Source organism: Seonamhaeicola algicola (assembly GCF_007997385.1).
Lineage (GTDB): Bacteria > Bacteroidota > Bacteroidia > Flavobacteriales > Flavobacteriaceae > Seonamhaeicola > Seonamhaeicola algicola.
Genome location: NZ_VOSC01000023.1, coordinates 1 through 13685, shown reverse-complemented (window position 1 = coordinate 13685; position 13685 = coordinate 1). Strand labels below are relative to the sequence as shown.

At 31.1% G+C, this 13685-nt stretch carries 14 protein-coding genes; 9 read left to right on the top strand and 5 right to left on the bottom strand.

The genetic code is table 11. From position 1 onward, the window contains the following. Positions 1-127: 127 nt before the first annotated feature. From FUA26_RS08560 to FUA26_RS08550, 3 genes are read left to right on the top strand one after another with little or no spacing between them, the layout of a single operon-like run. Positions 128-1381: an MFS transporter gene (locus FUA26_RS08560; protein WP_147134454.1), complete on the top strand. Its 1254-nt coding sequence runs from the start codon at positions 128-130 to the stop codon at positions 1379-1381. Beyond that, a complete protein-coding gene (locus FUA26_RS08555) occupies positions 1372-1749 on the top strand; it encodes a VOC family protein (RefSeq protein ID WP_147134451.1) in 378 nt (125 codons plus the stop codon). Before FUA26_RS08560 ends, FUA26_RS08555 begins: the two co-directional genes overlap by 10 nt. A gap of 10 nt (positions 1750-1759) precedes the next feature. After that, positions 1760-2755, top strand: a complete 996-nt coding sequence (locus FUA26_RS08550; RefSeq protein ID WP_147134448.1) for a YpdA family putative bacillithiol disulfide reductase — start codon at positions 1760-1762, stop codon at positions 2753-2755. 6 nt (positions 2756-2761) lie between these two features. On the opposite strand, the gene FUA26_RS08545 is transcribed toward FUA26_RS08550, so the two are convergent. Next, positions 2762-3202, bottom strand: coding sequence for an Lrp/AsnC family transcriptional regulator (locus FUA26_RS08545; protein WP_147134447.1), 441 nt, complete (start codon positions 3200-3202; stop codon positions 2762-2764). A gap of 123 nt (positions 3203-3325) precedes the next feature. On the opposite strand from FUA26_RS08545, the gene FUA26_RS08540 reads away from it, so the two are divergent. Next, positions 3326-3721, top strand: a complete 396-nt coding sequence (locus tag FUA26_RS08540; RefSeq protein WP_147134444.1) for a hypothetical protein — start codon at positions 3326-3328, stop codon at positions 3719-3721. Here FUA26_RS08540 and FUA26_RS08535 read toward each other — a convergent pair. The 3 genes from FUA26_RS08535 to FUA26_RS08525 form a co-directional block, all read right to left on the bottom strand. After that, on the bottom strand, positions 3718-4263 hold the full coding sequence (locus FUA26_RS08535) for a sigma-70 family RNA polymerase sigma factor (protein ID WP_147134441.1): 546 nt from the start codon (positions 4261-4263) through the stop codon (positions 3718-3720). The two genes, FUA26_RS08540 and FUA26_RS08535, sit on opposite strands and share 4 nt — an antisense overlap. 258 nt (positions 4264-4521) lie before the next feature. Beyond that, on the bottom strand, positions 4522-5007 hold the full coding sequence (locus FUA26_RS08530; RefSeq protein ID WP_147134438.1) for a hypothetical protein: 486 nt from the start codon (positions 5005-5007) through the stop codon (positions 4522-4524). Positions 5008-5164: 157 nt separating this feature from the next. Further along, complete coding sequence (locus FUA26_RS08525) at positions 5165-8629, bottom strand: methylmalonyl-CoA mutase family protein (RefSeq protein ID WP_147134435.1); 3465 nt, start codon at positions 8627-8629, stop codon at positions 5165-5167. Positions 8630-8777: 148 nt separating this feature from the next. Between FUA26_RS08525 and purU the strand changes: the two genes are divergently transcribed. Both purU and FUA26_RS08515 read left to right on the top strand, forming a co-directional pair. After that, on the top strand, positions 8778-9632 hold the full coding sequence (gene purU, locus FUA26_RS08520) for a formyltetrahydrofolate deformylase (protein ID WP_147134431.1): 855 nt from the start codon (positions 8778-8780) through the stop codon (positions 9630-9632). A 116-nt stretch (positions 9633-9748) separates the two neighbouring features. Next, positions 9749-10846, top strand: a complete 1098-nt coding sequence (locus tag FUA26_RS08515; RefSeq protein ID WP_147134428.1) for an OmpA family protein — start codon at positions 9749-9751, stop codon at positions 10844-10846. 35 nt (positions 10847-10881) lie between these two features. Here the strand turns inward: FUA26_RS08515 and FUA26_RS08510 are convergent, their stop codons facing one another. Further along, positions 10882-12009 carry a TlpA family protein disulfide reductase gene (locus FUA26_RS08510; RefSeq protein ID WP_147134425.1) on the bottom strand — a complete coding sequence of 376 codons (1128 nt, stop codon included), beginning with the start codon at positions 12007-12009 and terminating at the stop codon, positions 10882-10884. Between the two features lie 231 nt (positions 12010-12240). Here FUA26_RS08510 and FUA26_RS08505 point away from each other — a divergent pair, with 231 nt between their 5' ends. The 3 genes from FUA26_RS08505 (at position 12241) to FUA26_RS15705 (ending at position 13532) form a co-directional block, all read left to right on the top strand. Then, positions 12241-12942: a DUF4197 domain-containing protein gene (locus FUA26_RS08505; protein ID WP_147134422.1), complete on the top strand. Its 702-nt coding sequence runs from the start codon at positions 12241-12243 to the stop codon at positions 12940-12942. A 164-nt stretch (positions 12943-13106) separates the two neighbouring features. Continuing rightward, a complete protein-coding gene (locus tag FUA26_RS08500; RefSeq protein ID WP_147134420.1) occupies positions 13107-13301 on the top strand; it encodes a Lacal_2735 family protein in 195 nt (64 codons plus the stop codon). 84 nt (positions 13302-13385) lie between these two features. Next, a complete protein-coding gene (locus FUA26_RS15705) occupies positions 13386-13532 on the top strand; it encodes a hypothetical protein (RefSeq protein WP_186826888.1) in 147 nt (48 codons plus the stop codon). Positions 13533-13685 lie beyond the last annotated feature (153 nt).

Below are 13685 nucleotides of genomic sequence, written 5' to 3'. Positions count from 1 at the left end.
TTGTGGTGATATTACTATAAAATATTGCAATATTAAAAAGCCCGACTATTAAGTCGGGCTTTTTATTTTTAGTTGATAATCAACATTTTAATCAAACATTTTTTTATGACTTAGAAAATTAGAACACATGAAAACACTAATTAACAACTACGTAAACACGTTTAAAGGACTATCAAAAGAAGTATGGTGGTTAGCGCTCATAACCCTTATTAACAGAGCCGGCACCATGGTAATTCCATTTTTATCATTGTATCTTACCAAAAGCTTAGGTTTTACGGTTAGCAATGTAGCTTGGATAATGAGTGCCTTTGGTTTAGGTTCAGTAGTGGGTTCATGGCTAGGTGGTAAATTAACAGACCAAATAGGCTATTACAAAGTAATGTGCTACAGTTTAATTAGCACAGGTATTTTATTTATTGCACTGCAATTTTTAAGTACCTTTGTTGCCTTTTGTATTGGCATATTTTTAGTTATGCTAGTGGCAGATACTTTTAGGCCTGCAATGTTTGTAGCGTTAAGTGCTTACAGCAAACCAGAAAACAAAACGCGCTCGGTTACATTAATACGCTTAGCAATAAATTTAGGTTTTTCGGCAGGTCCTGCTGTTGGTGGTTTAATAATTACATCATTGGGTTACGGTGGTTTATTTTGGGTAGATGGCATTACATGTATAGCCGCAACGTTGGTTTTAATTAATGTATTAAACCCTAAAACAACAAAAACATTAGACGAGGTTAAGGTTAAAAACCCCAAATCGGCATACGCAGATAAAGCATTTTTAATGTTTTTAGTAGCCATGTTGTTTTTTGGCATTGTATTTTTACAATACTTTTCAACCATGCCTATTTACTATAAAGACGTGCATTTTTTAACCGAATTAGAAATTGGTTTTCTTTTAGGTATGAATGGTTTTTTAATATTTGTATTTGAAATGCCACTTATAAAATGGTTGGAAAACACCCGTTTTAACAAAACAAGCCTCATGCTTTTTGGCGCAATTTTAACCGGTTTAAGCTTTTTAATTTTAAATCTATCTGGTTGGGTTGGCGTATTAGTTATTGGCATGCTTTTAATGACTTTTGGCGAAATGATTGCCTTTCCGTTTTCAAATGCTTTTGCTATGGATAGAGCTAAAAAAGGTAACCAAGGTGAGTACATGGCATTATACTCAATAGCTTTTTCAATAGCACATATATTTGGTCATAACATGGGCTTGCAACTAACAGCTAAAGTTGGGTTTGATAACACTTGGCTTTTTATAACAGCACTAGCAGCCGTTTGTGTATTTTTATTAGTTGGTTTAAAACTATATTTAAAAGCAAAAAAGAAACAAAAATCATCATTTATAGCTATTGAAGACGAAGAAATTTTATGGATTTAAACCAAATTACTATACCTTCAATTAACGTTGCCAAAGCTACTGAATTTTACAAAACCTTGGGGCTGTATCTTATTGTTGATGCACTCCCAAGGTATGTAAGGTTTGAATGCCCTAACGGACATAGCACTTTCTCTATTCATAAAGTTGATAAATTGCCCAAAGGCAACGGTATAACGCTTTATTTTGAAGATGATCATTTGGATACTTTAGTTAAAAACTTACAGAAAAAAGGCATTAATTTTGCACAACTACCAGAAGACAAAACATGGCTTTGGCGTGAAGCTCATTTATATGATTTAGATGGTAACAAAATAATTTTATATCACGCAGGAAACAACCGTAAAAATCCTCCGTGGCGCATAAATTAATTCTATTTATATGACAAAAGAAACTATACTAACAGAAAAAGATATTATAATTATAGGTGGCGGCCCTATTGGTATTGCCTGCGCATTAGAGTGTAAAAAAAGAAACTGGAATTATGTAGTAATTGAAAAAGGTACTCTAGCTAACTCACTTTTTAATTACCCCAAAAACATGACGTTTTTCTCTACATCTGAAAAGTTAGAAATAGACAACATTCCTTTTATAAGCAACAACCCCAAACCCAATAGAGATGAAGCTTTAGAGTATTATAGGCGTGTAACCACTTCAAATAATTTAAATATAAACTTATATGAAACTGTTATAAACATAAACAAAACTGCACAAACATTTCAGGTAAAAACAAGCAAACGTCAATACACCGCTAAACATGTAATAATATGTACAGGATTTTATGATATACCAAAATTACTTAATGTTGCTGGTGAAAACCTAAATAAAGTAACACATTATTATAAAGAAGCACACAATTACACCTTACAAGATGTTGTGGTTGTTGGAGCTAGTAATTCTGCGGTTGATGCCGCTTTAGAAATATGGCGAAAAGGAGGCCGCGTAACCATGGTTGTTAGAGGCGAAAATATAGGCGAACGCGTTAAATATTGGGTTAGGCCAGATATTATAAATAGAATTGAAGAAGGCAGTATTAAAGCATATTTTAACTCTGAAATTAAAGAAATAACACCAAACTCAGTAACCGTAAAAACGCCTAAAGGTTTGGTTACTTTACTTAATGATTATGTTATTGCGCTTACAGGTTATTTACCAGATTTTAATTTGTTAAAAAATAGTGGTATTACAATGACAGATGATGAAAAGCAAATTCCTATTTATAATAATGACACTATGGAATCTAATATTGAAAACCTATACTTGGCAGGTGTTATTTGTGGCGGAAAAGAAACGCATAAATGGTTTATTGAAAACTCTAGAATACATGCAAAACGCATAGCTAAACATATTGAAACTAAATTAAATTTAAGCAATTAACAACCCTTAAATAGGTTTTATTTCACTTTGTTTTACAACTCTAGAAAGTACTATTTGCGTTTTACTTTCACCGTAAATTATAAGCTGATCTATAAATGTTTCTAAGTGTTTTTGATTTTTTAAAACCACTTCCATTACAATATTTTCATCGCCTGTTATCCGGTAACAATTAACCACTTCATCAAAGGTTTTCACCTTCTCTAAAAACGGTTTTAATTTTCCCATGAAAGCGCGCAAAGTAATAATAGCTTTAAGCTGATACCCAATTTCAAATGGAGACACCAAAGCTTTATAACCTTCAATAATTCCCAAATCTTCCATTTTTTTTATGCGCTCTGAAACAGCAGGCGAACTTATGCCTACTTGACGCCCAATTTCGGCATTAGAGAGTCTAGCGTTTTGCTGTAAACACCTCAAAATCTTCTTATTAAGCTCGTCTATTTGCATTTAAAGATTTTAAACTATAAAAACATACATTTTAAAGCAAAAATACAAATTTACTTTAAATATTAAAGTTGAAAATAATTACTTGTGAGTAATTTTGATTAAATTGTAGTGAAAAAGGAAGCCATGTTACACAATACCCCATCAAACCTATCGGAATTACCGATTTATAGAAAAGCTCTAGAAATTTTAGCGCTTTCGCAAAGTATTTCAACCTACTTAAATGATGATTTAGCACCATTAAATGAAAATGGTTTTGAAGATTCAAACATTTACTTTTCTGGTGACATTGTTCAACAATCTGTAAACTTAGCTCCTGAAATTGCAAATGCTGAATTACAACGCCATACTGAAAGGAAGCATAAACACGTAGCCTCGTTAAGGCGTTTAACAAATTTGCTTTACAAGAACTCTTACCGCTTAGAAAAATCTAACAGTAATGGTAAAGATTTCTTACCCATTTTAAGGTATGAATTAAGAAAATTTAAGAAACTACAACGTAATTGGATGTTAACACTTTAGTGTGTATTACATACTTTACAATCGGCTTTTTCTTTTAACTCACCCACTAAATAACCGTTTTCATTTACTTTAAAATCACAACAGTCCATAAAACCTTGAGCTATTAATTTTCTAGCACGCTGTATTTGAGATTTTACTGTGGGCAAAGGTAATTGCAATTGCTTTGAAACTTGCGCTTGTTTTAAACCCTGTATATCACTTAAAAACAACGGATCTCGGTATTTTTTTGGTAAGCTTTTAATAATACCGCGCAAACAATCGGCTTTGGTATGTTCTAATTTCTGGTCTTCAAAAACAAAATCATCATCGGTTGTTTCATAAACTATTTTTTTGCTTCTAAAATAATCTAAAACAGTATATCGGGCTATTGAAAAAATCCAAGATTTTAGCTTGTCTTCATCTTTTAAAGTATTAAGTTTTGTGTGTACTTTAATAAATGTTTCCTGCAATAAATCATCAGCAACTACAGCATCATTTACTTTACTTACAATAAAGTATTTAATAGCATCAGCATAAGTATTCCAAACATCTTTAGTCTTCATAAATCATCAATAAAAAATAGCGCTAATTCTAGTATAAATTTACTAAAAATAGCGCAATTCATTTATATTTTAATAATGATTAACAGTTACAATTTGAGCACGTACAGTTGGTACATGTACAATTTTTACAGTTTCCACTTTTGCAACCAGTGCAGTTGCATGTACAGTTATTTTTCATGATATCTATTTTTAAAGTTCATATAATAGACGTACATGTTTAAAAAAAGATGCAAAAAATTTATATTTTTTTAAATGAATTTATTGTAACACAAACACTTTATCAAATTGCCTAGTTTCATCACCATAAAACGTTACGTTTAGTGTTATTTTCCATTTAGAATCAGATATTTTTTCACCTGTTATTATACCAGTTGGCTCAACATTTTTTTCTGGAGTATCACCAAAAAAACAAAAGCAAGATTTTGTTAAAATAACTTTAGCGCCAGTTAAAGCCTCGTTTGTTAACTCAAAACTATTTAAGTTAGCATCTACTTCAAAATATATAAATTCTGAATATTCATCATCAGCAATTTGCTCATCATCTTTAGCTTTGTAATGGTATTTAAATACTAAATTATTGCCTTGAGAAACAACACCGTATTTCATGTAAGATTCCTGAACAGTATTAACAGTTAGTTCACGTTCAGAAAAAAAATGATATTCATATTTTTCACCTGAAACACCATCATCTCCACAAGCAAACATTACAAAACAAACAACTAAAACGCCTATTTTTTTTATCATAGCTTTTTGTTTTAAAGACGTTAAAACCTTGTATTGGTTGCGTTATAATGTTTTGTTTTTCCTATTTAGGCGAAAATTTTATATCAATTTTATCTCGAAACATTCTCGGAATAAACGATTTACATATTCTTTTTGAAAACAAAAAAAGGTGTTCTGCTTACATATTACGCCTGTACTGCCCGCCTACTTCAAATAAGGCAGTTGTTATTTGACCTAATGAGCAAACTTTACATACATCCATAAGTTCATTAAAAATGTTTTGGTTATTTATTGCTGCATTTTGAAGCTTTTTAAGCAACGCATCAGTATCATGTGATTTATGAAGGTTTTCTAATGTTTTAATTTGAAATTGTTTTTCGTCTTCAGTTGCTCTAATAACTTCGGCAGGCAACACGGTTGGAGATCCTTTACTACTTAAAAATGTATTTACGCCTATTATAGGAAACTTGCCGTTATGTTTTAAGGTTTCATAATACAAGCTTTCTTCTTGAATTTTACTGCGTTGGTACATGGTTTCCATGGCGCCTAAAACACCACCACGCTCAGTAATTCTATCAAACTCCTGTAATACAGCTTCTTCAACTAAATCTGTTAATTCTTCTATTATAAACGCACCTTGTGTTGGGTTTTCGTTTTTAGCCAAACCTAATTCTTTATTAATTATTAACTGAATAGCCATAGCACGACGTACAGATTCTTCGGTTGGTGTTGTTATAGCTTCATCATACGCATTGGTATGCAATGAGTTACAGTTATCATAAATAGCATAAAGTGCTTGTAGTGTGGTTCTAATATCATTAAAATCTATTTCTTGTGCATGTAAACTTCTACCCGATGTTTGAATGTGGTATTTTAGCATTTGTGCACGCTCATTAGCGCCATATTTATCTTTCATGGCTTTGGCCCAAATGCGTCTTGCTACACGCCCAATTACTGCATATTCAGGATCTAATCCGTTGGAAAAAAAGAAAGATAAATTAGGCCCAAACTTATTAATATCCATACCTCTGCTTAAGTAATATTCTACATAAGTAAAACCATTGGAAAGGGTTAAAGCCAATTGTGTTATTGGGTTAGCACCAGCTTCGGCAATATGATACCCTGAGATGGATACCGAATAGAAATTCCTAACATTATTTTCAATAAAATATTCTTGTACATCACCCATTAAACGCAATGCAAATTCGGTTGAAAAAATACAGGTATTTTGTGCTTGATCTTCTTTTAAAATATCTGCTTGTACAGTACCTCGTACTTGCGCAATGGTATCTTTCTTTATGCTTTTGTAAACCTCATTTGGCAACACTTGGTCTCCTGTAACTCCAAGTAACATAAGTCCTAATCCATCATTTCCTTCAGGTAATTCGCCATTGTATTTTGGGCGCTCTTTATTCTTATAAATTTCAGCTATTTTAGCTTCAACTTTAGCTTCTAAATTATTTTCTTTTATATAAATTTCGCACTGTTGGTCTATAGCTGCATTCATAAAAAACCCAAGTAACATTGGTGCAGGCCCATTAATAGTCATGCTTACCGATGTTTTAACATTAGCTAAATTAAAACCAGAATACAGTTTTTTAGCATCATCTAAACAACAAATACTTACGCCAGCATTACCTATTTTACCGTAAATATCGGGTCTGTAATCTGGGTCGTTTCCGTAAAGTGTTACACTGTCAAAAGCTGTTGATAATCGTTTAGCAGGCATGCCTTTGCTTACGTAATGAAACCTTCGGTTGGTACGTTCGGGGCCGCCTTCACCAGCAAACATTCTTGCTGGATCTTCGCCTACTCTTTTAAATGGATATAACCCTGATGTGAAAGGAAATTGCCCTGGTACGTTTTCTTTTAAAATCCATTGTAATAAATCGCCCCAAGCCCTGTATTTTGGTAGTGCAACTTTGGGTATTTGAAGATGCGATAACGACTCTGAATGTGTTTCAATTTTTAATTCTTTATCACGTACTTTAAACGCGTAAATAGGCGCTTTGTATTTTTCAACATTACATTTCCAATTGATAATTAACTCCCAATTTTGGGGTGTTAAATTCATTTTCACACGGTCAAACTCTTTAAATAAAAGTTTTAAAAGTTGAGATGTATTACAAGTTGTTTCTTCTTCATTAGAAATAGTAGTATTACTTTGGCTAATACTGAGAATGGTTTCTTCATTTAATCCATTACTATTTAAAAGTGATTTTTCATTGTTATTTGAAATTTCAGCAACTGAGCAAATTGTTTGGTAAATACCATATAATTTTTGCGCTATATTGGCCTGCTGTTGTGCTGTTTTATTATAATTTCTATTACTTTCAGATATTTCAGAAAGATAACGCGTTCTTGATGGTGGAATGATAAATATCTTTTCGCTTAAATGATGTGTTAATGTGAATGACGATTGCAAATTAGCCTTTGTTTTTTTAACTAAAGCATCAATAACCGCTTTGTATAATCGGTTCATTCCAGGGTCATTAAACTGTGATGCTATAGTGCCGTAAACTGGTAATTCATCTTCTTCAGCATCCCATAAATTATGGTTACGTACGTATTGTTTTTTTACATCACGCAGTGCATCTAAAGCTCCGCGTTTATCAAATTTATTTACAGCTACAATATTGGCAAAATCTAACATATCAATTTTTTCAAGCTGTGTGGCTGCACCAAATTCTGGTGTCATAACATACATTGGTACATTGCAATGTTCAACAATTTCAGAGCCCGATTGCCCAATGCCAGAGGTTTCTAAAATAATTAAATCGAAATTTGAAGCTTTTAAAACCTGAATAGCCTCGTCAATATGTTTTGAAAGTGATAGGTTAGATTGACGTGTTGCCAAACTACGCATGTACACCCTGGAATTATTTATAGAATTCATTCTAATTCTATCACCTAAAAGGGCGCCACCAGTTTTTCTTTTTGAAGGATCAACAGAAATAATACCAATAGTTTTTTCAGGAAAATCAATTAAAAAACGTCTTACCAATTCATCAACAAGTGATGATTTACCCGCACCACCAGTACCCGTAATGCCTAAAACAGGTGTATTTGAGGTATACGATTTTATTGTTTTTAAAACGTTTTCTGAAACTTCAGGAAAATTTTCAATAGCTGAAATTATTCTAGCAATAGCGCCATGGTTTTGTTCTTTTAGCAATTCAATTTCATTAGATAAAACATTGCCAATTGCAAAATCTGATGTTTCAACCAAATCGTTAATCATACCTTGTAAACCCATAGCTCTTCCATCATCAGGCGAATAAATTCTTGCAATACCATAATGCATTAAATCTTTAATTTCATTTGGTAGAATAACGCCGCCGCCACCGCCAAAAATTTTGATGTGGCCAGCACCTTTTTCCTTCAATAAATCATACATGTATTTAAAATACTCAATATGCCCACCTTGGTAAGAAGTCATGCATATAGCATTAACATCTTCTTGAATTGCTGTATTTACTACCTCTTCAACACTTCTATCATGCCCTAAATGAATAACCTCAACACCTGTAGCCTGAATTATTCTTCGCATTATATTAATAGAAGCATCATGTCCGTCAAATAACGAAGCAGCAGTTACAACTCTAATATTATGTTGTGGTTTGTATATATCTGTTTGATTCATTTTTAAAGAAATATCATTTTTACGCTTGCAATTTACGAAATATTCAAAAAAATAATATTATTTCAAATTATTTTCAAAAAATATAATTTTAAATAGCATTAGTTCAATTTTAATATAATTTTACTGGCGTTTATATATTTTATGCCTTATGAATAAGATTACCATTTTAATACATTGTAATGATAAACCTAATATTATTGCCTCTGTAACCAATTTTATTGCCCAACAAAACGGGAATATTGTTTATATAGACCAGCATGTTGATAGGGAACAAAATATATTTTTTATGCGTTTAGAGAGCGAGTTTACATCGGAAGCTTTTTCTACAAATGCTTTTAAAGACGCCTTTAAAAATGTTTTAGCTGATAATTTTGATATGAAATGGCGTATATATTCTTCGGAAAAGAAGCCTAAAATGGCCTTGTTTATATCAAAATACGATCATTGTTTATATGATTTATTAGGACGTTACAATTCTGGTGAGCTTAATTTAGAAATCCCTTTTATTATTAGCAATCATAATACGTTAAAAACTATTGCTGATAATTTTAATATTCCGTTTTACCACATTCCTGTAACAAAAGACACTAAAGCGAAAGCCGAAGATGACCAACTAAAATTATTAGAAGAACATAATATTGATTTTATTGTTTTGGCACGTTACATGCAAATTGTATCGGCTAAATTAATTGATAAATACACAAATAAAATTATAAACATACACCACTCATTTTTGCCAGCTTTTGTTGGTGCAAAACCATATCATTCAGCCTACAAACGCGGTGTAAAAATTATTGGTGCTACAAGCCATTATGTTACTGAAGAGCTTGATGCTGGCCCAATTATAGAACAAGATGTTACACGTGTTACACACGCACATTCAATACCCGATTTAATTGCCAAAGGCCGTGACCTTGAAAAAATAGTTTTAGCTAATGCTGTTAAATTACATGCCGACAGAAAAGTGATGGTTTACAACAACAAAACTGTTATTTTTTCATAATTAACATACATATTACGAAAAGATAATCTTACGATTTCATAAAACACATGTGACTTAATTATTTTGTTTGTGTCTAATAAGCAAGAAAATTAAAACCATTAACTAAATTTTTTTTTATGAAATCAAATTTTATTTTATGCCTAACTTTACTTTTAGGTTTCGGATTCTCACAAGCTCAAAACTTACCAGCTAACCCAGAGCCTGGTAAATGTTATGTAAAATGTATTACAAAAGATGAGTTTAAAACAATAGAGGAAACTATTGAAGTTTATCCTGCTTACACTACTTTAGAAGTTGTTCCTGCTACATACAAAACTGTTGAAGAGCGTGTTTTAGTGAAAGAAGCTACTAAAAAGTTTACTTATGTTCCTGCTACTTATGAAACTGTTGATGTTTCTTATATTAAAAAAGAAGGTAGAAGTGATATAACTATTAATCCTGCTACTTTTGGCAAAAGCTCTAGAACTTTTGAAACGTACCCTAAAACTTCAGGATGGGAATACAAAGAAACTGTTTGTAGCTCACCAAACAAAGAAGATTGTGTTGTAGCATGTTTTGTTGAGTACCCAGCACAATACAGAGATGTAAGCTATACAACTTTAGCTACTGATGCTAACACTAGCAACGTACCTGTTTCTGAAATTCCTTCTACTTACAAAAAGCAAGTTATTAAAACACCTGCTAGAATGGAAGAGCAAGTAATTCCTGCACAATACGCTACTATTAAAAAACAAGTTGTTGATAAGCCTGCTTACACTAAAAGTGTAACTGTACCAGCTAAAACACAAACTGTTACAAGAACAGTATTAGCTAAAAAAGGTGGTATTACTACTTGGGAAGAAGTTGATTGTGGTTTATTAGATGCTAACGTATTACCTATTTTTTATGAGTTAGGTAGCGCTAGAATTACACCTGCTTCTAAAAAAGTAATTGATGATACTTTATTACCTTTATTAAATAACAAACCTGTAAGCATTGAGTTAATGTCTCATACAGATTCTAGAGGAAATGATGATTACAACATGTCTTTATCTCAACAAAGAGCCAACTCTGTTGTAAACTACTTAGTTTCTAAAGGTATTTCTAGAAACAGATTAATTGCTAAAGGATATGGTGAAACTAGATTAGTAAATAGATGTTCTAATGGTGTTGACTGTTCTGAAGGTGAGCATAAGAAAAACAGACGTACTGAATTTAGAGTTATTAGCAACTAATAACTATTACTTAATATATATTAAAAAGCACCTTTTTAAGGTGCTTTTTTTATTATTAAATAATTTTCTAGTGGTGTTTTAGTTTTTTCTAGTTTAATACCATAATTATCTGATAGGTTAGAAACCATCAAATCATAAAACTTATAATGAATATCCCAATCGTGTAAACGCTCATTATTAACTGATTTACTGTTTTTTACAACTACAGGCTTTTCTAACACTTTACTAAGCATGTAAACCATATCGTTTACAGACACATTATCTGCCTTAATATCAGAATCTCCAATTAAAAAACGTTCCGGGTTATCTTCCCAATCAATTTGAAACGTATCCCATAAGGTTGACGCATTCATATCTAAAACATAACTATCAGTTAAAACAGTTTGTGTTTTTAACTTCATTTTAAGTTTCTTTAAAAAAGTGTCAGGAAAATTTCTGTAATGTTTTGAGCTTTTTTTCAAATACAATTTGTAATACTTGTTATCAGCTTCATCAACATTTACTTGGTTTATATTAACCTTCCAGCCATAAGCTAAAATGGCATTTAAACGTCCTTGCAGCTCAACATAAGTATGTTTGTTTATTATTTGAAAATCTTCAGTTTCAATAACATTAGTTTCTTCAATTTCAATATCTTCTCTAGGTAAATAACTTTCAGCCACCGTGTTTTCAGAAGTTATAATTTCAAAAACATCTTCAAAAGTTTTCATGTAATTACTATTGTTTACAAAACCTTGTAACGTATGTGCTTTTAGATTAGCCGGATGGCCTTCCCAAAGTTTATTACCATTAGCATCAATTAAAACACCATAGGGCAAACTTTGCACATTGTATTTTTTAAATGTTTCGCCATCATAATCAATAGCCGTAGTTAATTGTAAATTATGTTTGGTTAAAAAATTGGTTACTATAGCTGCGTTTTCTTGAGATAGTGAAACAATATGCAAATCATTAGCATGTTGTTTTTGTAAAACAGTTAAATATTTTGAAGCACTAATACATGGTGCGCACCAAGTAGCCCAAAAATCTATAAAATATAATTTACTTTGATTGTTACTAACTATTTCAGATTGCTTTATAACTTCAGAAATTCTTATTTGCCCATATGAAAATATGCTACTAATAAACAAGCAAATTAATAAAAGTGTTTTTTTCAATGTCATACTAAATTCATTTTTACAAGTATAACAAATATCATGCTAAAAAATTATAATTCAGGTTATAAAACTATTAAGTGACTAATTAAATAATTAAGTGTCTTATGTTCAATTACTACATTCTATTAGATGTAGTTTGAGGGATTTTATATGATTAATTACAAAAAGGCATCAATACCTTTTGATGTCTTTTTTTATATTATTTTTACTGAAATTTCTTAATGAAAAATATATATTATGAAAAAAATTATTGCTCTTTTATTAATACTTAACCTTACCTCTTGTGCAGAGTTACAACAAGTTGTAAATCAGCTACCACAAAGTGGCGGCATTACAAATACAGACATTGCTGCTGGTTTAAGGCAAGCTTTAGATTTTGGCATAGACAAGCAAGTAACAAAACTCACCCAAAAAGACGGATTTTATAAAAATAGTTTAGTTAAAATTCTTTTACCTGAGGAATTACAAAAAGTTGATAAAACATTAAGAGACATTGGCCTAAGTAAATTAGCCGATGAAGGTTTGAAAGTTTTAAACAGAGCCGCAGAAGATGCTGTAAAAGAAGCCACCCCTATTTTTGTTGATGCTGTTAAAGGCATTACTTTTACTGATGCTAAAAATATTTTATTGGGTAATGATGATGCTGCTACACAATATTTAACAAGTAAAACACAAACTGCATTATATGATAAATTTAATCCGGTAATAAAAAACTCTTTTGCTAAAGTAGGCGCAGATGATATTTGGAAAAACTTAATAACAAAATACAATGCTTTACCACTTACTAACAATGTAAACCCAGACTTAACAGATTATGTTACTAACCAAGCTTTAAAAGGTGTTTACACCATGATTGCGGTTGAAGAAAAAGATATTAGAAATAAAACAGCATCTAGAACAACAGATTTACTTAAAAAGGTATTTGCACTACAAGACTAATACTTAAAAAATATATTTGTAAAAAACCCTGAATAGCAAGACTATTCAGGGTTTTATTTTAATCGCAAACAATTGTAAACAAATAAATTAACGAAATATAAATTTTGAATTTTTAAATAAAAAATGTACATTTAAAAAACGCTCTCAAGCTAAAAACAGTTATTATGGATAGACTTTTATTAATAGCCCATAAAAAAAACATGCTTAACAAACGCTACAAAGAGCTTGTTGAAGAAGCCTATAATTTTAGGCAAACAGATTCTGCGTTAAGTGACATTTCAGAATACCGCGCCATAAAACTACTTGATAAAATTAATAAGCTTAAATATTTATCTAGAGATACTGCAAAACCAGCCTAAAAATTTTAGTAATTCTTTAACTTTTTTCTTACATCTAAATTACATGCTTTATCGTACTTTATAGTATAAAAAAAAGAGAACGTTATGAATAAGCATTTCTGTAGAGTTGGCAAGATTAAGCCCAATTTAAACAAAGTTATTAGCCTTAAAGAAATTGAAAGAACTATTGCTAATTTTGTTGATGATATTAGCAAAGTTGAATTTACTAAAGATTTAAACGAAGCGCTTTAAAATAAGCAAATGCTTTTATTAATCTAGAGCCATACCAAGAAAACATTTCGCCATCTACTAGCATAATTTTTGCATTTGGATAACATGTTTTCAAATCTTTTTTATGCGCTGTTTTAAACGGATAAGGCTCACTTGAAAGCATTACTAAATCAA